This is a genomic window from Rhizobium sp. IY2 (genome assembly GCF_047532935.1).
Taxonomy (GTDB): Bacteria; Pseudomonadota; Alphaproteobacteria; order Rhizobiales; family Rhizobiaceae; genus Rhizobium; species Rhizobium anhuiense.
In genome coordinates this window covers 136,033-159,561 of the sequence record NZ_JBLKNU010000003.1, presented here as the reverse complement: position 1 = coordinate 159,561, position 23,529 = coordinate 136,033, and the positions used below count along the sequence as shown (strand labels likewise).

23 protein-coding genes are annotated in these 23,529 nt (G+C 61.9%); 13 read left to right on the top strand and 10 right to left on the bottom strand.

Features of this window, described 5'->3' with window-relative positions; translation table 11 throughout:
• The first annotated feature begins 17 nt into the window (after nt 1–17).
• From lptF to rsmA, 6 genes are all read left to right on the top strand, one after another.
• A complete protein-coding gene (lptF, locus tag ACMUVN_RS14420; protein ID WP_028758445.1) occupies nt 18–1,199 on the top strand; it encodes an LPS export ABC transporter permease LptF in 1,182 nt (393 codons plus the stop codon).
• Complete coding sequence (gene lptG / locus ACMUVN_RS14415; protein WP_028756981.1) at nt 1,196–2,284, top strand: LPS export ABC transporter permease LptG; 1,089 nt, start codon at nt 1,196–1,198, stop codon at nt 2,282–2,284. Before lptF ends, lptG begins: the two co-directional genes overlap by 4 nt.
• Nucleotides 2,284–4,611, top strand: a complete 2,328-nt coding sequence (locus ACMUVN_RS14410) for an LPS-assembly protein LptD (protein WP_028756980.1) — start codon at nt 2,284–2,286, stop codon at nt 4,609–4,611. The genes lptG and ACMUVN_RS14410 overlap by 1 nt, the downstream gene beginning before the upstream one ends.
• Nucleotides 4,612–4,794: 183 nt before the next feature.
• Nucleotides 4,795–5,742, top strand: coding sequence for a peptidylprolyl isomerase (locus tag ACMUVN_RS14405; RefSeq protein WP_047616325.1), 948 nt, complete (start codon nt 4,795–4,797; stop codon nt 5,740–5,742).
• Between the two features lie 6 nt (nt 5,743–5,748).
• The gene (pdxA, locus tag ACMUVN_RS14400; RefSeq protein ID WP_047616323.1) at nt 5,749–6,777 is read left to right on the top strand and encodes a 4-hydroxythreonine-4-phosphate dehydrogenase PdxA; all 1,029 of its coding nucleotides are present in this window, start codon (nt 5,749–5,751) and stop codon (nt 6,775–6,777) included.
• Nucleotides 6,777–7,631 (top strand): 16S rRNA (adenine(1518)-N(6)/adenine(1519)-N(6))-dimethyltransferase RsmA, encoded by an 855-nt coding sequence (gene rsmA / locus ACMUVN_RS14395; protein ID WP_028756977.1) that lies wholly within the window; start codon nt 6,777–6,779, stop codon nt 7,629–7,631. Before pdxA ends, rsmA begins: the two co-directional genes overlap by 1 nt.
• 98 nt (nt 7,632–7,729) lie before the next feature.
• Here rsmA and gmk read toward each other — a convergent pair whose 3' ends face one another.
• The 7 genes from gmk to fabD all read right to left on the bottom strand — a co-directional run bounded on the left by gmk (nt 7,730) and on the right by fabD (nt 14,314).
• On the bottom strand, nt 7,730–8,392 hold the full coding sequence (gmk, locus tag ACMUVN_RS14390; RefSeq protein ID WP_028756976.1) for a guanylate kinase: 663 nt from the start codon (nt 8,390–8,392) through the stop codon (nt 7,730–7,732).
• 3 nt (nt 8,393–8,395) lie between these two features.
• Complete coding sequence (locus tag ACMUVN_RS14385) at nt 8,396–9,283, bottom strand: YicC/YloC family endoribonuclease (protein WP_028756975.1); 888 nt, start codon at nt 9,281–9,283, stop codon at nt 8,396–8,398.
• Between the two features lie 18 nt (nt 9,284–9,301).
• Nucleotides 9,302–10,540 (bottom strand): endolytic transglycosylase MltG, encoded by a 1,239-nt coding sequence (gene mltG / locus ACMUVN_RS14380; RefSeq protein WP_028756974.1) that lies wholly within the window; start codon nt 10,538–10,540, stop codon nt 9,302–9,304.
• 182 nt (nt 10,541–10,722) lie between these two features.
• The gene (fabF, locus tag ACMUVN_RS14375; RefSeq protein ID WP_028756973.1) at nt 10,723–11,985 is read right to left on the bottom strand and encodes a beta-ketoacyl-ACP synthase II; all 1,263 of its coding nucleotides are present in this window, start codon (nt 11,983–11,985) and stop codon (nt 10,723–10,725) included.
• Between the two features lie 93 nt (nt 11,986–12,078).
• Nucleotides 12,079–12,315: an acyl carrier protein gene (locus ACMUVN_RS14370; protein ID WP_003547058.1), complete on the bottom strand. Its 237-nt coding sequence runs from the start codon at nt 12,313–12,315 to the stop codon at nt 12,079–12,081.
• Between the two features lie 286 nt (nt 12,316–12,601).
• Nucleotides 12,602–13,339 carry a 3-oxoacyl-[acyl-carrier-protein] reductase gene (fabG, locus tag ACMUVN_RS14365; protein WP_028756972.1) on the bottom strand — a complete coding sequence of 246 codons (738 nt, stop codon included), beginning with the start codon at nt 13,337–13,339 and terminating at the stop codon, nt 12,602–12,604.
• A 30-nt stretch (nt 13,340–13,369) separates the two neighbouring features.
• Entirely contained in the window at nt 13,370–14,314 is a 945-nt protein-coding gene (gene fabD / locus ACMUVN_RS14360; protein WP_097595056.1) for an ACP S-malonyltransferase, read from the bottom strand.
• A gap of 201 nt (nt 14,315–14,515) precedes the next feature.
• Here fabD and ACMUVN_RS14355 point away from each other — a divergent pair, with 201 nt between their 5' ends.
• From ACMUVN_RS14355 to ACMUVN_RS14330, 6 genes are all read left to right on the top strand, one after another.
• Nucleotides 14,516–15,559 (top strand): aldo/keto reductase, encoded by a 1,044-nt coding sequence (locus ACMUVN_RS14355; protein ID WP_028756969.1) that lies wholly within the window; start codon nt 14,516–14,518, stop codon nt 15,557–15,559.
• Between the two features lie 306 nt (nt 15,560–15,865).
• The gene (rpsF, locus tag ACMUVN_RS14350; protein ID WP_003547040.1) at nt 15,866–16,333 is read left to right on the top strand and encodes a 30S ribosomal protein S6; all 468 of its coding nucleotides are present in this window, start codon (nt 15,866–15,868) and stop codon (nt 16,331–16,333) included.
• Nucleotides 16,334–16,347: 14 nt separating this feature from the next.
• On the top strand, nt 16,348–16,596 hold the full coding sequence (rpsR, locus tag ACMUVN_RS14345) for a 30S ribosomal protein S18 (RefSeq protein ID WP_003547038.1): 249 nt from the start codon (nt 16,348–16,350) through the stop codon (nt 16,594–16,596).
• Nucleotides 16,597–16,752: 156 nt separating this feature from the next.
• Nucleotides 16,753–17,739 carry a DUF2232 domain-containing protein gene (locus tag ACMUVN_RS14340; protein WP_047616315.1) on the top strand — a complete coding sequence of 329 codons (987 nt, stop codon included), beginning with the start codon at nt 16,753–16,755 and terminating at the stop codon, nt 17,737–17,739.
• A 22-nt stretch (nt 17,740–17,761) separates the two neighbouring features.
• On the top strand, nt 17,762–18,340 hold the full coding sequence (rplI, locus tag ACMUVN_RS14335; RefSeq protein WP_028756952.1) for a 50S ribosomal protein L9: 579 nt from the start codon (nt 17,762–17,764) through the stop codon (nt 18,338–18,340).
• A 398-nt stretch (nt 18,341–18,738) separates the two neighbouring features.
• Nucleotides 18,739–20,235: a replicative DNA helicase gene (locus tag ACMUVN_RS14330; protein WP_025393962.1), complete on the top strand. Its 1,497-nt coding sequence runs from the start codon at nt 18,739–18,741 to the stop codon at nt 20,233–20,235.
• A 24-nt stretch (nt 20,236–20,259) separates the two neighbouring features.
• Here ACMUVN_RS14330 and ACMUVN_RS14325 read toward each other — a convergent pair whose 3' ends face one another.
• The 3 genes from ACMUVN_RS14325 to ACMUVN_RS14315 all read right to left on the bottom strand — a co-directional run bounded on the left by ACMUVN_RS14325 (nt 20,260) and on the right by ACMUVN_RS14315 (nt 22,167).
• Nucleotides 20,260–20,562 (bottom strand): AzlD family protein, encoded by a 303-nt coding sequence (locus ACMUVN_RS14325; RefSeq protein ID WP_028756953.1) that lies wholly within the window; start codon nt 20,560–20,562, stop codon nt 20,260–20,262.
• Nucleotides 20,559–21,278 carry an AzlC family ABC transporter permease gene (locus tag ACMUVN_RS14320; protein WP_028756954.1) on the bottom strand — a complete coding sequence of 240 codons (720 nt, stop codon included), beginning with the start codon at nt 21,276–21,278 and terminating at the stop codon, nt 20,559–20,561. Before ACMUVN_RS14320 ends, ACMUVN_RS14325 begins: the two co-directional genes overlap by 4 nt.
• A 67-nt stretch (nt 21,279–21,345) precedes the next feature.
• Complete coding sequence (locus ACMUVN_RS14315) at nt 21,346–22,167, bottom strand: AraC family transcriptional regulator (protein ID WP_028756955.1); 822 nt, start codon at nt 22,165–22,167, stop codon at nt 21,346–21,348.
• 190 nt (nt 22,168–22,357) lie between these two features.
• On the opposite strand from ACMUVN_RS14315, the gene alr reads away from it, so the two are divergent.
• Nucleotides 22,358–23,521 carry an alanine racemase gene (alr, locus tag ACMUVN_RS14310; protein WP_018241436.1) on the top strand — a complete coding sequence of 388 codons (1,164 nt, stop codon included), beginning with the start codon at nt 22,358–22,360 and terminating at the stop codon, nt 23,519–23,521.
• The last annotated feature ends 8 nt before the right edge of the window (nt 23,522–23,529 follow it).

Below are 23,529 nucleotides of genomic sequence, written 5' to 3'. Positions count from 1 at the left end.
TGCTTTCAAGGGCAGGCATGAAACTACTCGAGACATACATATTGCGGCGCGTCGGCCAGATGTTTCTCGTGGCGCTCCTGCCCGTTCTGGCGATCATTTGGACGACACAGGTTCTGCAGCGCATCAACCTGGTCACCGACAGCGGCCAGTCGATCGGCTCGTTCGCCAAGCTCGCGACGATGATTCTGCCGTCGATCATTCCCGTCGTGCTGCCCTTCGCACTCGTCATCGCGGTCACCCAGACGCTGACGACGATGAACAACGATTCCGAGCTCACCGTCATCGACGCGGCCGGGGCGCGGCGCAGTGTGCTGATCCGCCCGATCCTGCTGCTTGCCGCCGTCATCAGCGTCTTTTCCTTCTTCGTCGACAACGTCGTCGAGCCGCGTGCAAAGACCGTCGTGCGCCAGATGATCGCCGAGACCTATGCCGACCTGCTGTCTTCGGTGATCGAAGAAAAGACCTTCCGCAAGCTTGATGAAGGTCTTTATGTGCAGATCTCGAAGCGGATGGCGGGCCGCATGCTGAAGGGCCTGTTCGTCGCCGACGAGCGCGATCCGGCCTACGAACTGATCTATTATGCGAAGGAAGGCGCCGTCGACGATACGGGCACGACGCTGATCATGCATGAGGGCGAAGTGCACCGCAAAACGCCCGATGGCAATGTCTCGGTGATCAACTTCGATTCCTATTCCTTCGACCTCTCCGACATGACCGAGAATCGCGGCCAGGCGACGCTGCGTGCCAGCGACCGTGACCTGTGGTTCCTGTTCAACCCGGATCCGGCCGACAAGGACTATACGATCCGGCCGCAGAGCTACCGCGCCGAACTGCACCGCCGGCTGACGGACTGGATCCTGCCGGTCGTCTTTGCCCTGTTTTCGCTGGCGATCGCCGGCGACGCGCGCTCGCACCGCGAAGCGCGGCTGCATCCGATGGTGAGCGCGCTTGCCTATGCCTTCGCGATGCGATGGGCGGCCTTCTACGCGGCCAATCAGATCGACACCGACCCTGAATATATTGCCGTCCTCTACGCCATCCCGATCGTCAGCAGCATCATCTCGATCGTCTTCCTCGGCCTGCACAAACGACTGGTCATGCCGTCGTTCGTTCGGGACCGGATGTCGTCCTTCTGGAGACGAACGCAGGAAAGACTGCTTGCCGCCACCGGCAGGACCGGCGGGGGCACTGCCCAATGATGTTCGGGACATTGTCGCGTTATTTCTTTCGCCGCTACCTGGCGACGACGGGCTGGTTCCTGATCGGCGTCTCGGCGATTTCTTTCCTGCTCGATTTCAGCGAGACGGCGGGCCGCATGTCCGGCCTGCCCGGCTACACGATCAGCGGCGGCATCCTGATGACCGCCGTGCGCCTGCCGCTCATCCTGCAGCAGACCGTGCCGTTCATCGCGCTGTTCGTCGGCATGACGGTGCTGATCGGGCTCAACCGCAAATATGAGCTGGTCGTCACGCGCGCAGCCGGCATTTCGGTCTGGCAGTTCATGTTCCCCTTCATCGCCGGCTCGCTGGCGCTCGGCCTGCTGACGATGACGGCGCTCAATCCGCTCGCGGCCTGGGGACAGCGCCAGGCGCTGCTGGTCGAATCCGACTGGCGCGGCGAGAACGCGGTCCTGCGCAAGGCGCCGCAGATTCCGTGGCTGCGCCAGATCAGTGGCCGAGACGATGTCATCATCGGCGCTCAGACGGTTCAGGAGAACGGAACCAAGCTGATCGACGCCGTGCTGATCCATTTCGATTCAGGTGGTCAGGTCATTCTGAGACAGGATGCCGCCACGGCAAAATTGGAAGATGGTTACTGGCAACTTAACAACGTCGTCGAGCGTAAGCCTGGCGAAATCCCCCTGCGTAAAGCTTCGGTTCAACTTCGCACCAATCTGAAACAGGATTTCGTCCAGGAGCGGCTGACAGCGCCGGAAACAATTGGTTTCTTTGACCTTTCCAACCGCATTGCGGCTGCGAAATCCTTCGGTATTTCAACCAAGGCGTTGGAGACGCAATTCAACTCCCTGTTGTCCCAGCCATTGCTGCTGGTGGCCATGACTCTCATTGCTGCAACAGTGTCCCTAAAATTTAGCCGGTTCAACCAATCCCGCTCCGTGATTCTGGGTGGCATCCTCTCGGGCTTCATGCTTTATGTCATCACCGTGCTTGTAAAGGCATTCGGAAGCAGTGGAGTCGTGCCTCCCTTCGTGGCGACGTGGATACCGGTGGTCGTCGCGCTGGCCTTGGGTGCGACTATTCTGCTTCATCAGGAGGACGGCTAGTGGCGGCAGGCGACCGCAAGTATTTTAGTAAACAGCTGGTTGCCCTGCTTGTCGGCGCGACTGTATCTTCCTATTTCGGCAGTGCCCCGGCCTCTTACGGCCAGGCCAGCGCGCCCGAACAAACGATAAAGAATAAGATTCCTGAAGGGGCGAAGCTTCTGCTTTCGGCCAACGAACTCCTCTACAATCGCGACGCCCAGTTGGTGTCGGCGGTCGGCGGCGTTCAGATCAATTATGGCGGCTACAAAATGGTCGCACAGAAGGTCGAGTACAATCAGAAGACCGGCCGGATGATGGCGCTCGGCAATGTCGAGCTGGTCAGCCCCGACGGCAACCGCATCTATGCAGACAACCTTGACGTGACCGACAATTTCGCGGACGGGTTCCTGAACGAACTGCGCATCGAAACAGCTGACAATACGCGTATCGTCGCCGAGAGCGGCGAGCGTGTCGGCGGCACGCAGATGATTCTGAACAAGGGTGTCTATACGGCCTGCCTTCCCTGCGCCGAAGATCCGAAACGCGCGCCCTTCTGGCAGGTCAAGGCCAAGCGCGTGATCCAGAACGGCGTGACGCACACGATCCGCCTGGAGCGCGCGCGCTTCGAGCTGCTCGGTTATCCGATCGCCTTCGTGCCGGTCATGGAAGTTCCCGACAATACGGTGAAGCGCAAGTCCGGCTTTCTCTTCCCGACGATGAGCCTGTCGCAGAATCTCGGCTTCGGGCTTTCCGTTCCCTATTATTACGTGATCTCGCCGAGCATGGACGCGACGGTCACCGCCACCGGCTACACGGCCCAGGGCTTCCTCGTCGAAGGCGAATTCCGCCAGCGCTTCGAAAATGGCACGCATATCCTGCGCGTCGCCGGCATCGACCAGGCAAAGCCGGACAATTTCAGCTCCGGCACCAGCGATGCCGAAGCCGGCCAGCGTGGCATGGTGGCGTCGAAGGCCGAATTCCGCATCAATCCGCGCTGGACGTTCGGCTGGGACGTCATGATGCAGAGCGACAACAATTTTTCACGCACCTACAAGCTGCGCGGTCTGAGCAGCACGGATCGGACCAACCAGATCTATCTGACGGGGCTTGGAAAACGCAATTATTTCGATATGCGGGCGTTCTATTTCGACGTCCAGGATGCCGACCGGACGAACACGGCCGAGAAAAAGCAGGCGATCGTCTATCCCGCGATGGACTATCACTATGTGGCGCCGCAGCCGCTTGCCGGCGGCGAGCTTTCGGCCGATGTCAACCTGACGAATATTTCGCGCACCCATGACGACTTCTATACCGTCGACGGCTTCGACCGCTTCCGCGGCCTGAAGGGCCAGACCTCGCGGCTGACTGCCGAACTGCAGTGGAAACGCACCTACGTCACGCCGACCGGCCTGGTGATCACGCCGCTGCTGGCTGCGCGCGGCGACGCCTTCGCGCTGAACATGGACGATCCCACGGGCTACACCGGCAACTATGTCGACGGCAATTCCGCCACCCGTTCGATGTTCACGGCCGGGCTGGAGATGCGTTATCCGATCCTGATGACGACGGATAACAGCACGCATATTCTCGAGCCGATCGCACAGATCTATGCCCGCCCCGACGAGCAGCTGGCAGGCCGCCTGCCGAACGAGGATGCGCAAAGCTTCGTCTTCGACGCCACCTCACTGTTCGACCGCGACAAATTCTCGGGCTATGACCGCGTCGAAGGCGGGACCCGCGCCAATGTCGGCGTCCAGTACACCGGTACGTTCGACAGCGGCTACAAGCTGCACGGCATTTTTGGCCAGTCCTACCAGATCGCCGGTCAGAATTCGTTTGCGACCGATGATCTCGTCAATGTCGGCGCGGATTCCGGCCTTGAAACCACGCGTTCCGACTATGTCGGCCTCGGCGGCGTCGAGACACCGTTCGGCCTTTCAGTGACCGCCTCCTACCGCCTCGACGAGAAGGATTTCGATTTCCGCCGCGGCGACCTGACGACGGCTTACCAGAACGACACCTTCTCGACGCAGGTGACCTTCACCCATCTCAGCGCCCAGCCGGAATATGGCTTCGACGAAGACAATGACGAGATCCAGACCAGCAGCAGAATCAAGTTCAAGGATTACTGGGCGATTTTCGGCGGCATCGCCTGGGATCTGAATAATGATGTGATCAGCCGCCGGACGCTTGGTCTCTCCTATGACGACGAGTGCACGATCTTCACGATCGCCTACACCGACAGCAGGGATTCCGACGACGAGACGGCAAGCGACTGGACGATCGGCGCACGGCTGACCTTCCGCACGCTCGGCGACATCAAGATCGGCACCGACAGCCTGGAGTGACGGCAGGCGGGCGCAAACATCGCCTGAAGCCATTCTTTCGCCGTAAGCCTGTGCAGGACATTGCCGCCAGTCGATATCTGAGGCATAGGGGTTTCGCGCCGTGACGGGAGCGATTTCTGCATGTCTCGCACTGTGGTAAGGACGCCGCGAACACGTCTCGCGGCGCTATTGGGAGGTCAACAGATGATTGACGCGAAAAAAGCCATAACCACGTTCCTCGCCGGGGCGGCGCTTGCATTGCTGACAAGCCTCGCCGGTCCCGCGCTTGCGGCAAGCGAAGTCAAGGCCGTGGTCAACGGCACCGCCATCACCAGCGGCGATGTCGCCAAGCGCCAGGCCTTCCTGCGCCTGCAGCACACGAAGGCCGATGCGAAGACTGCGCAGGAGCAATTGGTCGACGAGACGCTCAAGCGGCAGGAGGTCTCCCGCGTCCATATGTCGGTTTCGCAGCAGGACGTCGATGCGTCTTTCGCGCGCTTTTCGAGCGGCAACAAGCTTTCCGTCGAGCAAATGTCGCAGATCCTCGATCGCGCCGGCGTCGGCGTCGATCATTTCAAGGCTTTCATCGCCGTACAGATGAGCTGGCCGCGCGTCGTCAACGCGCGCTACGGCTCGACCTCGCGGCTGTCGAACTATGATCTCGTCTCGCGCATGATGCAGAACAACAAACAGAAGCCGGTGACGACGGAATATATGCTGCAGCAGATCATCTTCGTCATTCCGCAAGCCAAGCGCAGCGCCATCACCGGCAAGCGTAAGGGCGAGGCCGAGGCGTCGCGCTCGAAATTTCCGGGCTGTGATCAGGCAAAGGTCTTTGCCGCGACGATGCGCGACGTGTCTGTGCGCGATCTCGGCCGCATGCTCGCCCCCGAGATCCCGCCGGATTGGAAACCGCTGGTCGAGCAGGCCAAGGGCAATACGACGGGCACCCGCGTCACCGACAAGGGCGTCGAATATCTGGCGATCTGCAGCCAGCGCCAGGTCTCCGACGACCAGGCCGCCGAAATGGTCTTCCGCCAGGAGGATCTCGACAAGTCCAAGGCCGGTAAAAAAGATGCCGGCCCGGAAAATGAAAACAGCAAGAAATACCTGGATGAACTGCGCAAAAAGGCGCAGATCGCCTACCGCTGACCGACGATGGCGACACCGTTTTCGCGACCGCTTGCGCTGAGCCAGGGCGACCCCGCCGGCATCGGGCCGGATATTACGCTGATGGCGTGGCTGCGGCGGCGCGAACTCGGGCTGCCGCCTTTCTTCCTGATCGGCGATCCTGATGTCCTGGCGCTGAGAGCCCGCCAGCTCAATCTGGCGGTTTCGATCCGCGAGACGCACACGGCCAGCGAGGCTGCCGGCCTATTTGCCGACGCGCTGCCGGTCATGACCGTCCCGGCCGGCATCGAAGTGGTGGCCGGCGAGCCGCATGCGGCTACGGCGAAGGGCACGATCGCATCGATCGAGAAAGCCGTGTCGCTCGTCATCAGCGGCGAGGCGCTCGCGGTCGTGACCAACCCGATCGCTAAGGCCGTGCTCTACGAGGCGGGTTTCCGGTTTCCCGGCCATACCGAATTTCTCGCCGATCTCGCCGCCAGGGCGACGGGCCTGCCGGTGACGCCTGTCATGATGCTGTCCGGTCCGAAACTCCGGGCCATTCCCGTCACCATCCACATTCCGGTCCGGGACGTGCCGCAGGCGCTGACCGGCGAACTGATCGTGGAAACCTGCCGCGTTGCCCATGAAGACCTCAGGCACCGCTTCGGCATCGAGGCGCCGCGGCTCGCCGTTGCCGGCCTCAACCCGCATGCGGGCGAAGGCGGGACGATGGGCCGGGAGGACGAGGACATTATCCGTCCGGCGATCGAGCGCCTGCGCGACGAGGGCATCGATGCGATCGGCCCCCTGCCCGCCGATACGATGTTCCATGACGAGGCGCGGGCGCGTTACGACGTCGCCGTCTGCATGTATCACGATCAGGCGCTGATCCCGGCCAAGGCACTCGGTTTCGACGACAGCGTCAACGTGACGCTCGGGCTTCCCTTCGTGCGCACCTCGCCGGATCACGGCACCGCTTTCGGCATCGCCGGCAAGGGACTGGCGCGCGAGCAGAGCCTCATTGCCGCGCTGAAGCTCGCCGCCCAGCTTGGCCGCAGCGCCGAAAGCCGCCGCTGATGGCTGCACTCGACGGTCTGCCACCGCTTCGTGACGTCATCCAACGCCACGGCCTCGATGCGCGCAAGGCGCTCGGGCAGAACTTCCTGCTCGATCTCAACCTCACCCAGAAGATCGCCCGCACGGCGGGGACGCTCGACGAGGCAACCGTCATCGAGGTCGGCCCCGGCCCCGGCGGGTTGACCCGCGCGATCCTGGCGCTCGGCGCCAGGAAGGTTATCGCCATCGAGCGGGATACACGCTGCCTGCCGGCGCTCGCCGAGATCGCCGATCATTATCCCGGCCGGCTCGAGGTGATCGAAGGCGACGCGCTGAAGACGGATTTCGAGACATTGGCGCCGGAAGGCCCGATCAAGATCATCGCCAACCTGCCCTACAACGTCGGCACGCAGCTTTTGGTCAATTGGCTGCTGCCGAAAGCCTGGCCGCCGTTCTGGCAGTCGCTGACGCTGATGTTTCAGAAGGAAGTCGGCGAGCGTATCGTCGCTGGCGAAGACGATGATCACTACGGCCGTCTCGGCGTGCTCTGCGGCTGGCGGACAGAGGCCCGCATGGCTTTCGACGTGCCGCCGCAAGCCTTCACACCGCCGCCGAAGGTGACGTCGACGGTCGTGCATCTCACACCCCGCGAAAATCCCATCCCCTGCGCTGTCGCCGATCTGGAAAAGGTGACGCAGGCCGCCTTCGGGCAGCGCCGCAAGATGCTGCGCCAAAGCCTGAAACCGCTCGGCGGTGAGCGCCTGCTCATCAAGGCCGGGATCGATCCGGCGCGGCGAGCCGAGACCCTTTCCGTCGAAGAGTTCTGCCTGTTGGCGAACAGCCTTCAAAGCTCGGCGAAAAGCCAGCCGTTCTAGAGCATTTCCGTTTTTCTTCGAATCACGAAAATGCTCTATCTCTTTGTTTTCACGCAATTCCGGACGCAAAACCGCTGTGCACTTTTGCTGGAATTGCTCTAAAGCGACGGCGTTTCTTCCAGCAGTCCGCGGACGAAGTCGAACATGCCATGGCGGCGGTCGCGGCGCAGGCGTTCGGCCTTGACGATCGACTGAACGGCGTCGAAGGCGGTGTCGAGGTCGTCGTTTACGATGACATAGTCATATTCGCGCCAGTGGGCGATCTCGGCGCGGCTGTTGGCGAGGCGCGTCTGGATGACCTCTTCGGAATCCTCGGCGCGGCGATGCAGCCGCGACTGCAGTTCGGTCATGGTCGGCGGCAGCACAAAGATCGAGACGACGTCGGCCGACATTTTCTCCTGCAATTGCTGGGCGCCCTGCCAGTCGATATCGAAGAGCATGTCGCGGCCTTCGGCCATGGCCTGCTCCACCGGCTCGCGCGGCGTGCCATAGAAATTGCCGTGCACCTCGGCCCATTCGAGCAGCGCATCGCTGTCACGCAGCCGCTCGAACTCACGCACGCTCTTGAAGTGGTAATGCACGCCCTCAACCTCGCTCGGGCGGCGCGGGCGCGTGGTAACGCTGACGGAAAGGCCGATATTCTTGTCGATCCCCAGCAGCGTGCGCGCGATGGTGGACTTGCCGGCGCCCGACGGCGACGAAATGACAAGCATCAGACCGCGGCGGGCGATCTGCACGGGCGAAGTTTTCGCCGGTTTCATGTCTTACTCCAAATTCTGGACCTGCTCGCGGAACTGGTCGATCACGACTTTCAGCTCGATGCCGGCAGCGGTGACCGCCGAGGCATTCGACTTCGAGCAGATGGTATTCGATTCGCGGTTAAATTCCTGTGCAAGGAAGTCCAACCGGCGCCCTGCAGGGCCACCTTTCACCAGAAGATCGCGCGCGGCGGCGATATGGGCCTTCAGACGATCGATTTCCTCGCGCAGATCGGCCTTGGTCGCCAGCAGCGCGGCTTCGGCATGCAGCCTGTCGCGGTCGAGCGCGGCCATGCCGTCCATCAGCAAGGCGACCTGCCCGGCAAGCCGCGCAGCGATCTCCTGCGGCGAGCGCGACGGATCGGCCTCGATCGTCCGTGCCAGGCCATCGATCGTCGCGACATGGTCGAGAAGAATGCGGGTCAGCGCCGCCCCTTCCTGTTCGCGCATCGCCCTCAGATCGGCAAGCGCGGCCAACAGACCGGCAGCGATATCGGCGTCACGGGCGGCAAGCGCCTCCTCGCCATCCTCGCCTTCGCGGAATTCCACGATGCCGCGCACCAGGAGCAGCGTATCGAGCTTCAGCGGCGACGGATCGATCACCCCGTCCAATTGCTCGCGCATGGCCAGCACGGCGGCGAGCGCCTCCCTGTTCAGCACCGCCTCGAAGCGGTTCTCGTCGGCGGTGACGGATAGGGATGCCTGCAGGTTGCCGCGGCTGAAGCTTTCGCCGGCGAGGCGGCGGACCTCCGCCTCCATGCGTTCGAGGCCGGGCGGCAGGCGCAGGCGCAGATCAAGGCCCTTGCCGTTGACCGAGCGCAGTTCCCATGCCCAGCGCCAGCGGCCGCTCGTTCCCTCGCGCCGCGCAAAACCGGTCATGGACTGCAAAGCCATGCGAACCTCCCGAAGGTATCAGTTGATCTTCTTTTTCTTCGGCGGCACGACGGTCGCGCCACTATCCGCCGGCTGCTCTTCCGGCTGGCCGTCGACTGCGATGTTCGGATCCGAACCCTTGTCGGCTTCGAGCTTGCGCCAGCGCTTGACGTTGGCGTTGTGCTCCTCGAGCGTGGCCGCAAAGACATGGCCGCCGGTGCCGTCGGCAACGAAATAGAGATCCTGCGTCTTCCAGGGATTGGCGACGGCTTCGAGCGCATCCTTGCCGGGATTGGCGATCGGCGTCGGCGGCAGCCCCTTGATGACATAGGTATTGTATGGCGTGTCCCGCTTCAGGTCCGACTGGTAGATCGGCCGGTCGGCCGGTTTACCCTCGCCGCCGAAGAGACCGTAGATGATCGTCGGATCGGATTGCAGGCGCATGCCCTTGCCGAGCCGGTTCAGGAAAACGGAGGCGACATGGGCACGCTCGTCGGGAACGCCGGTTTCCTTTTCGACGATCGAGGCGAGCGTCACGAACTCCTCCTTGGATCGCAGCGGCAGCGAGGAGTCGCGCTTGTCCCAGATCTGATCGACGAGCTTCTGCTGCGCAGCCGCCATCTGGTCGATGATTTCCGAGCGTTTGGTGCCGCGCGAGAATTTGTAGGTATCCGGACGCAGGCTGCCCTCGGTCGGCAGGGCGGCCGGCAAGTCGCCTTCCAGCACAGTATCCTGCAGCATGCGGTCAAACATCTGGCGGACCGTCAGGCCCTCCGGGAAGGAAACGGAATAGAGAATGGACTTGCCCGATTTCAGAAGCTCCATGATATCGCTCATGGAAGCCCTCGCCTTGATCTCGTATTCACCCGCTTTCAGGCTCTCACCGGCAGAAAGATGCGTTGCCGTGAGATAGCGGAAGATGCGGGCATCGCTGATGATCGCATTGCGCTCGAGGTTCGAGGCGATTTCGGCCAGACCAGCGCCGTTGCGGACGATGAAATTGGTGTTGGTCTGCAGCGGACCGGGGTTTCGATAGGTCGATGTGGCATAGTAGAAGCCGATGACGGCGACGACGCAGACCAGAACCGCCATGGTCATGATGAAGTTCAGGAAAAGAACCACCTGTCCGCGGGCTTTCTTGGACCGCTTCGGCGGCTCCGGAACGCGCTCCGGACGCAGGGCTTCGCTCGGCGACTTCGGGATGATCGGTCCCTTCTGTGCCTGCCGGTCGTTCTCGCCCTGCGGGGTATCGTTGCTCTGGTTCGTCGTATCGCTCACCGGCAATCCTCTAAAACTTGACCCTCACTTCGCTATTTCGCGAAGCAATGCGGCAAAAGCAGGTTCTGCCGCCGTTCAACGGCGCCGCTGCCGGTCGTTATGCTCCCGCACGTCCCGCTACGCAACGTAGGGAACGGCCGCCCTGCGGCGCAAGGGACACCCGTTACGCCGCGTAGAGGCCCTTATTGTGCGTAGCGGCGCAGCACGAGCGACGCGTTCGTGCCGCCGAATCCGAACGAATTGGACAGCGCCACATTGATTTCTCGCTCGCGCGCCTTGTGCGGCACAAGATCGATCGCCGTCTCACGTTCGGGATTGTCGAGATTGAGCGTCGGCGGCGCGATATTGTCGCGGATGGCGAGCGTGGTGAAGATCGCCTCGATGGCGCCGGCAGCACCGAGAAGGTGCCCTGTCGCCGACTTGGTCGAGGACATCGAGATCTTCGACGCCGCATTGCCGACCAGCCGTTCGACGGCGCCGAGTTCGATCGTATCGGCCATGGTGGAAGTACCGTGGGCGTTGATGTAATCGATATCGGCCGGCGTCAGCCCGGCCCTCTTCAGCGCCATCGCCATGCAACGGCCGGCGCCCTCGCCGTCCTCGGACGGCGCGGTGATGTGATAGGCATCGCCCGACAGGCCGTAGCCGACGACTTCGGCGTAGATCCTGGCGCCGCGCGCCTTGGCGTGTTCCAGTTCCTCGAGCACGACGATGCCGGCGCCCTCGCCCATGACGAAGCCGTCGCGGTCGCGGTCGTAGGGGCGCGAAGCCTTTTGCGGGTCGTCATTGTGCTGGGTCGACAGCGCCTTGCAGGCGGCGAAGCCGGCAAGCGAAATGCGGCTGACCGGGGATTCCGTGCCGCCGGCGACCATGACGTCGGCGTCACCCAGCGCGATCAGCCGAGCCGCATCGCCGATCGCATGCGCGCCCGTCGAGCAGGCGGTGACGACCGAATGATTGGGGCCGCGCAGCTTGTGGCGGATCGAGACCTGGCCGGAGACGAGGTTGATCAGGCGGCCGGGAATGAAGAAGGGAGAAATGCGGCGCGGGCCCTTGTCGCGCAGGGTGTAACCCGCCTCGACGATGCCTTCGATGCCGCCGATGCCGGAGCCGATCAGCACGCCGGTGGCGATCTGGTCCTCATCGGTTTCGGGGTGCCAGCCGGCATCGGCAAGCGCCATGTCGGCGGCGGCCATGCCGAAGATGATGAAGGGATCGACCTTGCGCTGTTCTTTCGGCTCCATCCACTGATCGACATTGAATGTGCCGTCGGTGCCGTCACCGACAGGGATACGGCAGGCGATCTTGGCGGGAAGGTCGTCGACTTCGAATTCGGTGACGAGGCGGGCGCCGTTCTGGCCGGCAAGCAGCCGGGACCACGTCACCTCTGTTCCGCATCCCAAGGGTGATACCATGCCGGTACCGGTGATGACGACACGTCTCATCGCGTGCTTCCCCCCGTCTCTTATGTTCTATGGAGAAATATGCCGAAAAGAAAAGGGCGGACTCCAGGCCCGCCCTTTCTCAAATGCACAGGATCAGGCCTGGGCCTTCTCAATAAACTTCACGGCATCGCCGACCGTCAGGATCGAGTCGGCAGCGTCGTCAGGAATTTCAACGCCGAATTCTTCTTCGAAAGCCATGACAAGTTCGACCGTGTCGAGCGAGTCAGCGCCCAGATCGTCGATAAAGCTGGCGCTCTCGACGACCTTGTCGGCATCGACGCCAAGATGATCAATAACAATTTTCTTTACGCGTTCTGCGATATCGCTCATGTCGGTTTCCTCGACCTTATGTCCTGATCGGAATGCCATTGCGGCACCCTTACCCTGTTTCAGCCTGCGATGTTTTCAGACATCCTCGGCAAACTCGTTTACCCGGCTTCAGAGATGTCCCAGGCTTGCAAAAAGCCCGCCGGTCCGTCTGCTTTCTCGGGACGACTGTTCACAGTCATGGCCCGCTTAACATGCTTTATGTCTGCCGCAAAGCCAGAAAATCAACGGTTCGTGATTGCTCAACATGCTATTGGCGGAATTATACCCATGCCAACAGTTTGTCGTTTCAGATCATCGCCATGCCGCCGTTTACGTGCAGCGTCTGGCCCGTCATGTAAGCAGCCTCGGAGGAGGCAAGATAAGCGACCGCCGAAGCGACCTCGCCGCCCGTACCCATGCGCTTCATCGGGATCGCTCCCATGATCGCTTCCTTCTGCTTGTCGTTCAGCTTGCCGGTCATGGCGCTCTCGATAAAACCGGGCGCCACGCAGTTGACCGTCACGTTGCGGGTGGCAATTTCCTGCGCCAGCGACTTGGTGAAGCCGATCATGCCAGCCTTGGAGGCGCAGTAATTGGCCTGGCCCGGATTGCCGGTGACGCCGACGACCGATGTGATGTTGATGATGCGGCCATAGCGGCGACGCATCATCGGATGCGTCAATTCGCGCGTCAGGCGGAAGGTCGACGTCAGGTTGACTTCGAGCACGCTGTCCCAGTCCTCGTCGCTCATGCGCACGAACAAGCCGTCGCGGGTGATGCCGGCATTGTTGACGAGAATGTCGACGCCTTCGAGGTCGGCCTCGGCCTTCTGGCCGAGCGCCTTGACCTCATCGCGGTCGGAGAGGTTGGCCGGGAAGATCTTGACGCGCTCGCCGAGTTCGGCGGCCAGCGCTTCCAGCTTCTCGACGCGGGTGCCGTGGAGGCCGACGATAGCGCCCTGCTTATGAAGAAGGCGGGCGATTTCCTCGCCGATACCACCCGATGCGCCGGTGACGAGAGCCTTGCGGCCGGAAAGATCGAACATGGAAACGTTCCTTATATCTGGAGATACCAATCAGGCCATGAGGGCGGCGACGGCCGCGTCGATATCCGCCGGACCGTTGACGGAGATGCCGTTGATCGTTTTGTCGATGCGACGGGCAAGGCCGGTCAGCACCTTGCCGGAACCGAGTTCATAAAGCGTCGTGACGCCATTTCCGGCGAACCATTCCACCGTCTCGCGCCAGCGGACCTGGCCGGTGACCTGCTCGACCAGGAGGCCGGCGATCTCGTCGGCGCCGGTCACGGGGGCGGCACGCACATTGGCAATGAGGGGCACGACCGGATCGGATTTCGAAACCGTTGCCAGTGCTTCGCGCATGGCGTCGGCGGCCGGCGCCATCAGCGTCGAATGGAAGGGAGCGGAGACCGGCAGCAGAATGGCACGCTTGGCGCCCTTGTCGGTCGCAAGGCCGGCGGCCTTTTCGACGGCGGCCTTCTCACCAGAGATGACGATCTGGCCGCCGCCATTGTCGTTGGCGATCTGGCAGGCGCCGACGGCAGCCGCTGCCTCGCAGACGGCAACGACGTCGGCGTGTTCGAGGCCGATGATCGCGGCCATGGCGCCGACGCCGACGGGGACGGCCGCCTGCATGGCATTGCCGCGGATGCGCAAAAGCCGCGCAGTATCGGCGAGCGAGAAAGTGCCGGCGGCGCAAAGTGCCGAATATTCGCCGAGCGAGTGGCCGGCGACATAGGCGACCTTGGACTTCAGATCCAGCCCCTTGGCTTCAAGAACGCGGACGACCGCGATCGAGACGGCCATCAGCGCCGGCTGGGCGTTCGCCGTCAAGGTCAACGTATCCTCGGGACCATTGAACATGACGTCCGAAAGCTTTTCACCGAGTGCCTCGTCGACCTCGTCGAAGACGGCGCGGGCTTCGGCAAAATTCTCGGCGAGATCCTTGCCCATGCCGACGGCCTGACTGCCCTGGCCGGGAAAAGTGAAAGCGATGGTCATTTTCATGTCCCTGATTGCGCCCCTTGAGGCTGTTTTGCCTCCAATTGACATTCTTTCCGGCAGAGTCAAGTGGCGGCCCCTTCTGCGCAAAGCCTTTCGCACGCGCGCAAAAGCCCGGTTTTTGCTCTTGCGCTCGGCCAAATCCAGCCTAGATTTGCGCGGACCCTCCCAAGGCTTTCACCTCTCTTCCAAGGTTTTTCCATGAAGTACAATTCACTAGGCCGCACCGAGATTTCCGTTTCAGAGATCTGCCTTGGCACGATGACCTGGGGTTCGCAGAACAGCGAAGCCGACGCGCATGCGCAGATGGACTACGCCGTCGAAAAAGGCGTCAATTTCTTCGACACGGCCGAGCTTTATCCGACCACGCCGGTTTCGGCCGAAACGCAGGGCTGGACCGAAGACTATATCGGCAGCTGGTTCGAAAAGACCGGCAAGCGCGGGGATATCGTGCTCGCCACCAAGGTTGCAGGCCGCGGCCGCGACTATATTCGCGGCGGCCAAGGCGCCGATGCAAAGAATATCCGACTGGCGCTCGAGGCCAGCCTGGCGCGGCTGAAGACCGATTACGTCGATCTCTACCAGGTCCACTGGCCGAACCGCGGCCATTTCCATTTCCGCCAGAACTGGAGCTACAATCCCTTCAACCAGGATCGCGACAAGGCCGTCGCCAACATGCTCGACATCCTGGAAACGCTCGGCGCGCTGGTGCAGGAAGGCAAGATCCGCGCGATCGGCCTTTCCAACGAAACCACCTGGGGCATACAGAAATATCTGACGCTTTCCGAACAGAAGAGCTTGCCGCGCGTTGCCAGCGTCCAGAACGAATATAACCTGCTCTACCGTCATTTCGATCTCGACCTCGCCGAACTCTCGCATCACGAGGATGTCGGGCTGCTCGCCTATTCGCCGCTTGCCGGCGGCATCCTGTCCGGCAAATATGTAGATGGCGGCAGGCCGAAGGGTTCGCGCGGTTCGATCAACCCCGATATCGGCGGTCGCCTGCAGCCGTTGCAGGAACCGGCGACCAAAGCCTACCTGCAGATCGCCGCAACCTTCGGCCTCGACCCGGCGGCCATGGCGCTCGCCTTCTGCCGATCAAGGCCGTTCATGGCCTCGGTCATCATCGGCGCAACCTCGATGGAGCAGCTGAAAGTCGATATCGGCGCGGCCGAACTGACGCTCTCTCACGAAGTCCTGGCGGAGATCGCCAAGGTGCACCGCCAGTATCCGCTGACGCTTTGATCATCTTGCCGTAACGCCCCCCGACGCCGACCATCGGTTTGCGTCGGGTCCGATTGCACTTGCCTTTGCCCAAAAAATCCGTATAAGCCGCCCTGTTCGTTAACCCGGTCTTCTGGCTGGTGGCTGAACGGAGGGCCGGTTTCTTTTTGGAAATCGTTCGGAACGGAAGCGTTCCAGCCTCCCGTGTCTCCGCTCTCGACCGTCTCGGAAACGCTTTCTTGCCTGGGTTTACCCAATCAGGAGCAGTCGTTGAGGCTTAGCCGCCGAATATCGGGTTGAACCAAACGCAAGAAAGGCAAAGCTGTCATGGCTCTTTATGAACATGTATTCCTTGCCCGGCAGGATATTTCCGCTCAGCAGGTCGATGCCCTCGTAGAACAGTACAAGGGTGTGATCGAAGCAAACGGCGGTAAAGTCGGGCGTATCGAGAATTGGGGCCTCAAGTCCCTCACCTACCGCATCAAGAAGAACCGCAAGGCGCACTACGCCCTGATGGACATCGATGCACCGGCTGCTGCCGTCCAGGAAATGGAACGTCAGATGCGCATCAGCGAAGACGTTCTTCGCTACATGACGATCGCCGTCGAGAAGCATGAAGAAGGTCCGTCTGCCATGATGCAGAAGCGCGACCGTGACGACCGTCCGCGTGAAGGCGGCCGTGGCCCGCGTGAAGGCGGCTTCGGTGATCGCGACCGTGGCCCGCGTCCGCCGCGTGAAGGTGGCTTCGGCGACCGTGACGACCGTCCGCGCCGTCCGCGCGAAGACCGTGTATAAGGGAGATCCGAGATATGTCTGAAACTTCCTCCGCTCCGGTCCGCCGCCCGTTCCATCGCCGCCGCAAGACCTGCCCGTTCTCCGGCGCCAACGCGCCGCGGATCGACTACAAGGACGTACGTCTGCTGCAGCGCTACATTTCCGAGCGCGGCAAGATCGTTCCGTCCCGCATCACGGCGGTTTCCCAGAAGAAGCAGCGCGAACTCGCCCAGGCGATCAAGCGCGCCCGTTTCCTCGGCCTGCTGCCCTACGTCGTCGCCTGATCGGCCGACACCAATACCATTGAGGGAAGGCATTCGTGCCTTCCCTTCTCCCTTTCGCGATGGGCGCGGATCGGAACTCTTAAAACCCATGTTGAGACGTTTCTGAATTCGATTCAGCAACATTCTCTAACTGCTTGATGAAGCAGGACAGCGACCTTGAAACGACTAAACATTAGAACGCTGCTGATCGGCGCACTCGCCGGATTGACCGCCGCCCTGCTGGTGCTGGGCGCGAGCATGCAGCCGTCGTTTTTCAGCGCGCTTCTCTACACGGCTTCAGCGCTGCCGATCCTGATCGTCGGGCTCGGATGGGGCAATGCCGCGGCGATCTCGGCCGTCACCACCGCTGCCGCACTCGGCGCGATCTTGATCTCGCCTTCCTTCGCGCTGATCATGACGCTGGTGACGCTTCTGCCGGCCGGCTGGCTGAGCCATCTCGCCAATCTCGCGCGTCCCGCCTCCGAACTCGGTGGCCCCGACCACCTGCTTGCCTGGTATCCGCTCTCCGATATCCTGCTGCATCTCTGCGGCCTGGTGACGCTCGCCGTCATCGTCATCGGCGTGATCATCGGCTACGGGCCTGAGATCACCGATCCGATCGTCGACCTGCTGATCACCTCGCTCAAACAGCAGCAGCCGGAATTCATGCCCGATCCGGCGGCGACCGCGCAGACCAAATCGCTGATCCTGCTGATGCTGCCGGCTTTGCAGGGCGGCATGTGGGTCTCCATGCTGTTTGCTGCCTATTATTTTGCGGTGCGCATCGTCTCAGCCTCCGGCCGCGGCCTTCGCCCGCGCGAGGACATTCCCTCGTCTCTGCGCATGAACCGCAACTCGATCTTCATCTTCCTGGCCGGGCTTGCCGCCTGCTTCTTCGGCGGCGTTCCGGCGCTGGTCGGCGCGACCGTGATCGGCACCTTCGGCGCCGGTTTCATGCTCTCCGGTTTCGCCTCGCTGCATTTCCGCACGCGCGGCAAGGACTGGCGCATGCCGGCCCTCATCCTTAGCTACCTGGCTTCGATGCTCATGCTGCTGCCAGCTCTCCTCATCCTCGTCCTTGGTCTCAGCGATACGCGCAAGGCGATCGCGCTGACCCCGACGAAAGATGCTGATGCCCCCAAACAACCCGATACGAAAATCTGAGACACAAGAAAGGAAAAAGAAAATGGAAGTCATTCTTCTCGAACGCATCTCCAAGCTCGGCCAGATGGGCGAAACCGTCAAGGTTCGCGACGGCTTTGCCCGTAACTACCTGCTGCCGCTCGGCAAGGCGCTGCGCGCCAACGCCGCCAACAAGACCCGCTTCGAAGCCGAGCGTGCGACGCTCGAAGCCCGCAACCTCGAGCGCAAGTCGGAAGCCCAGAAGGTCGCCGACGTTCTCGACGGCAAGTCCTTCATCGTCGTGCGTTCCGCCGGCGAAACCGGCCAGCTCTACGGTTCGGTCGCCGCCCGTGACGTCGTCGAGATCCTCGCCGCCGAAGGCTTCAACATCGGCCGCAACCAGGTCCACCTCAACACGCCGATCAAGTCGATCGGCCTGCACAAGGTCGAGCTGCAACTGCACGCCGAAGTCGAAATCCACGTCGAGCTGAACGTTGCCCGTTCTGCCGAAGAGGCAGAGCGCCAGGCCAAGGGTGAAGAACTCACCTCGGTCGACGCGATCTACGGCGTCGACGAAGACGCGCTGCGTCCGGAAGACTTCTTCGATCCGGAAGCCGACGGCGTCGACGAAGACGAAGCATAATTTTCGTCGGAGCGATCCACGAGAGAGAAAGCCCGGCCATCGCGCCGGGCTTTTTCGTTTACACACCTTCGACAGACCGTTTTCCACCCCTTCGACAGGCGCGGCCGATCGGGGTCGCTTTTTTAAGGGGATTTCCTGGATGTTTTTGCTGCGCGCCTTATCGCGCCACGCTAAAATACCCTTCTCCGAAACGGATGCGCTGAGTCGGCGCCAGACCGTGTCGTGCGGGTGACACTGCCGGTATTTCTCCTTTGTGTCGCCCAGGGCTGTGGAGAAGTCGAACAACGTGCACAGCGTTCAGGATTTAGGCGAAGAGAGCTCCCGCTCCTTTCGCAGCCTCTTGATTTTCGCGTCCGGAATTGCAAATCCGGAGCTGGAAAAAGACAGAACGGATGATGATGAACGACGCCGCTCGAAAGATTGCAGCCGTTGCTCCGTCGGAGCAGCATTATCGCGAAGCACCCAACAATATCGAAGCCGAGCAGGCGCTTCTGGGCGCGATCCTGATGAACAACGACGCCTATTACCGGGTGTCGGACTTCCTGAAGCCTATCCATCTCTATGAACCGCTGCATCGGAAGATCTTCGAGGTTGCCGGCGATATCATCCGCATGGGCAAGATCGCCAATCCGGTGACGATCAAGACCTTCCTGAAGGCCGACGAGAAGGTCGGCGACATGACGGTTTCGCAATATCTGGCGAGCCTCGTCAGCAACGCCGTCACCGTCATCAATGCCGAGGATTACGGCCGGGCGATCTACGACCTGGCGCTGCGCCGGGCGCTGATCACCATCGGCGAGGACGTCGTCAACATCGCCTATGACGCGCCGCTCGACATGCCGCCGCAGTCGCAGATCGAAGATACCGAACGCCGCCTCTTCGAACTGGCGGAAAACGGCCGCTACGACGGCGGATTCCAGGCCTTCAACGATGCCGTTGCGCTGGCGATCGACATGGCGGCCGTCGCCAAGGAACGCGATGGCGGGCTTTCCGGCATTTCCACCGGCATCCATTCGCTGGATTCCAAGATGGGTGGCCTGCAGCGTTCGGACTTGATCGTGCTGGCCGGACGTCCCGGCATGGGCAAGACCTCGCTTGCCACCAATATCGCCTATAATATCGCCGCCGCCTACGAAGGCGAAGTCCAGTCGGACGGCAGCATGAAAGCGAAGAACGGCGGCGTCGTCGGCTTCTATTCGCTCGAAATGTCGTCCGAACAGCTCGCCACCCGTATCATCTCCGAGCAGACGGAAGTCTCCTCCTCGAAGATCCGCCGCGGCGACATCAACGATGCCGATTTTGAAAAGCTCGTCGCCTGCTCGATGATGATGCAGAAAGTGCCGCTCTATATCGACCAGACCGGCGGTATTTCGATCGCCCAGCTTTCGGCGCGCGCCCGCCGCCTCAAGCGCCAGCGCGGCCTCGACGTGCTTGTGGTCGACTACATCCAGCTGATGACCGGCTCGGGCAAATCCAGCGACAACCGCGTCCAGGAAATCACCCAGATCACCACCGGCCTGAAGGCGCTCGGCAAGGAGCTCAACGTTCCGATCATCGCGCTGTCGCAGCTCTCGCGTCAGGTCGAAAGCCGCGACGACAAGCGCCCGCAGCTTTCCGACCTTCGCGAATCCGGCTCGATCGAGCAGGACGCCGACGTCGTGTTGTTCGTGTTCCGCGAGGAATACTACGTCAAAAATTCGGAGCCGCGCGACATCCACGATCCGAAATATCCGGAATGGGAAGCGCTGTTCGACAAGGTAAAAGGTACGGCCGACGTCATCATCGCCAAGCAGCGCCACGGGCCGACAGGCACGGTGAAGCTCGCCTTCCAGTCGGAATTCACCCGCTTCGCCGATCTCGCCGATCCCTCCTTCACACAGTACGAGGAACATTGACGCGGTTTTCCGGGTCAATTTCCCCTAGAAACCTGTGGCCCGCAACAAGGCCACCGTCACAACGCCGCCGACGACGCTGGCAAGCATCGGCAGGCGGCGGGCGGCCAGCGCCGTTGCGGCACATGCCAGTGTCTCCGCCCAGCCGGTCGCAAAGGCGGTCGGAGCGATCACGGCCATCAGGACCGCAGGCGGGATCGCCTCAATCGCCGTTTTCCAGCGCTCGTCCAGCTGCACGTGACGGATGAGGACGAGACCGCTGATGCGCGTGAAAATCGTCGCGAATGCCATCGCGAGGATGGCAAGCAGGGTATTGATATCAAGCGTCATGCGGCCTGCTCCTGGACCCCACCCTTCCAGAAAGCCATCACCAGTCCGGCCAAAGCGCCGGCTGCGATATACCAGACGCCCGGCACGAAATGATGGACGGCGACGGCTGCAATTCCGCTCGCGGCCAGAATTGCGCCCGTTTCCGGTCCCTTCCAGAAGCCCATGACCAGCACGACAAACACGGCCGGAAAAGCGAAATCGAGACCGATGACCGCCGGATCGCCCAGAAAGACGCCGAGCAACGCGCCTGCGAGCGAAGAGCCGACCCAGGCGACATAGAAGGGCGCGACGATGCCGGCATACCAGACGGGCGTCAGCCGTGTGCTGCCGGCGCGGAACTCCGCCATGGCCCAGAGTTCGTCAGCGAGAAACAGCATGGCGGCATAGCGCTTGATGGTGGAGAAGGACTGCATCTTCATACCGAGCGACGCGCTCATCAGCACATGGCGGATATTGACCAGCAGTGTTGCGAAGCCGACGCCGACCCAGCTTGCCGGATGCGCCCATATATCCATTGCCACGAACTGCGAGCCGCCGGCGAAGACCAGCGCACTCATCAGCGTCGTTTCCAACACCGAAAGACCCTTGGTGGCCGAAATCGCGCCGAAAACCAGACCGATCGGAGCAACGGCGACGACAAGCGGAAAGATGGCGCGCATTCCGGCAAGAAATTCGCCGGTAAGAAATTCGCTGGATGGCCGGCTTTGCTGCAACATGGCAACCTCCTGATTGAGATCACGGAGCAGTAGCCCAGCCCGACACAGCCGTATTGAACGAAAGTGATCAGCCAGTACGGAATTGACCGGGTGTTACGCCTGTCCGCGCCTTGAAGTGCCGGGAGAAATGCGCCTGATCGGCAAAACCGCATTCGAGCGCGATATCGGCGGGCATGCGCCCCTGCCGCAGCAGCCTGCGGGCCACCTGCACGCGCCGGTCCGTCAGGAAGGCATGTGGCGTGATGTGGTATTCCTTGCGGAAGGCGCGGATGAGATGCGCGCGGCTCAACCTCGCCACCCCGGCCAGTTCCTCAAGGCCGACGTCGCTGTCGAAATTCTCGATGAGATATTCGCGCGCGCGGGCGACGGCGCTTCGCTCCTGCGTATCGACAGGCACGACGATTGTGCTGCCGTGGCGCGCAAAGATCGCCGCCAGCACCGAGAACATGCTTTCATCGGACTCCAATGCACCTGCGCCCCTTTCGAGCGTGCGGTGGGCGGCGTGAAAAGCATTGGCGAGTTGCGGATCGCGTGGAAGCCCGCCGGAAAAAGACGGCGTCGCGTGAAAGGCCTTGCCCGTCACATCCTCCAGAATATCGATGAATAATTTCATGTCCGGATAAATCATGCGGTAGCGGTAGCCCTCGCCGCCGGGAGCGCCGTCATGAATGACGCCCGGATCGATAAGATAAAGGTCGCCCGGGCCGGTTTCCTCCCGCCTGCCGCTCAGCGTGGCGATCTGGCTGCCGCTTTCAATCGCGCCGATGCTGAATGTATCGTGCGCATGCGGCGCATATTCATGAGTGAGAAAGGTAGCGCTCAGACACTCCATGTCACGGAAGCGGCTGTCCCGCCAAAAGCGGGCCGATTCCACGTTGGCGAGCGGCATAGCCTCCGCCGCCTCTTTCTGAGATACGTTCTGCATGCGGGTAGATTAGCGCCGAAGCCGCCATGCGTCTTGAACAAAAGTGATCGTACAGGCGGCAAAGGATGGTATGTGACCGCCCGCGCTTTCCCTTGGCCACAATGCTCACTAGACTGGGTGAGGTGATTTTCCTTTCATTTATTCACGGCGATTCATGACAGATTTTCCCATTCCCTTCGACGACGACGATCTTTTCGCTTCCGCAGGCCTGCGGCTGACCGTCGACTTGACCGCGCTTACGGAGAACTGGCGCGATATGGCGCGCCGCTCCGGTGCAGCGCGCGCCTCGGCCGTCGTCAAGGCGGATGCCTATGGCATGGGCATCGAGGATGCCGGCGAAGCGCTCTATATGGCAGGCGCCCGCGACTTCTTCGTCGCGACCGTCGACGAGGGCGTCACCCTTCGCCTCTATGCGCCGGAGGCGCGCATCTTCGTGCTCTCCGGCATCTGGCCGGGCACCGAGCGACGCTTCTTCGACAATGATCTGGTGCCGGTGATTTCTTCCGACGAGCAACTCGCCTTCTGGATGGCGGTGCTGGCCGATTACGGCGACTACCCCTGCGCGCTGCATGTCGATACCGGTTTCAATCGGCTCGGACTACATATCGACGATGCGATCGCGCTCGTCGACGATGTTTCGCGGCCGGCGAGTTTCGCGCCGGTGCTTGTCATGAGCCATCTCGCCTGCGGCGACGATCCCAGCCATGCGATGAACCGGCGGCAGCTCGAATCATTCCACAGGGTTAGCGCCGCCTATGAAGGCATCGATTCAAGTCTTGCGGCCTCGGCCGGCATCTTTCTCGGCGAGGATTATCACTTCGACCTGACCCGCCCCGGCATTGCGCTCTATGGCGGCGAAGCGGTCTGCGGCATGACGAACCCGATGCGGCCGGTGGCAACCGCGGAAGCGCGCATCATCCAGGTGCGAAATGTCGAGGCCGGCGAGACCGTCAGCTATGGGCGGGCGCTGCAGCTCAACCGCAAAAGCCGGCTGGCGATCGCCTCGGCCGGTTATGCCGACGGCTATATGCGCAGCCAGTCGAGCGGCGGCGTGCCGCTGCGCCAAGCGGTGCCGCAAGGCGGGCAAGGCTTTATCGCCGGACACAAGGTGCCGGTTGCCGGCCGGATCACCATGGACCTGACGATCTTCGATATCACCGACCTGCCTGACAATGCCGTGCGCGCCGGGGATTATGTCGAGCTGTTCGGCAAGAATATGCCAGTCGACGACGTGGCGCGGGCAGCAGGCACGATCGGATACGAGATCCTGACCAGCATGGGGCTCCGCCATGAGCGGCGCTATGTCGCCGAGGAGTAGAGTTCGCC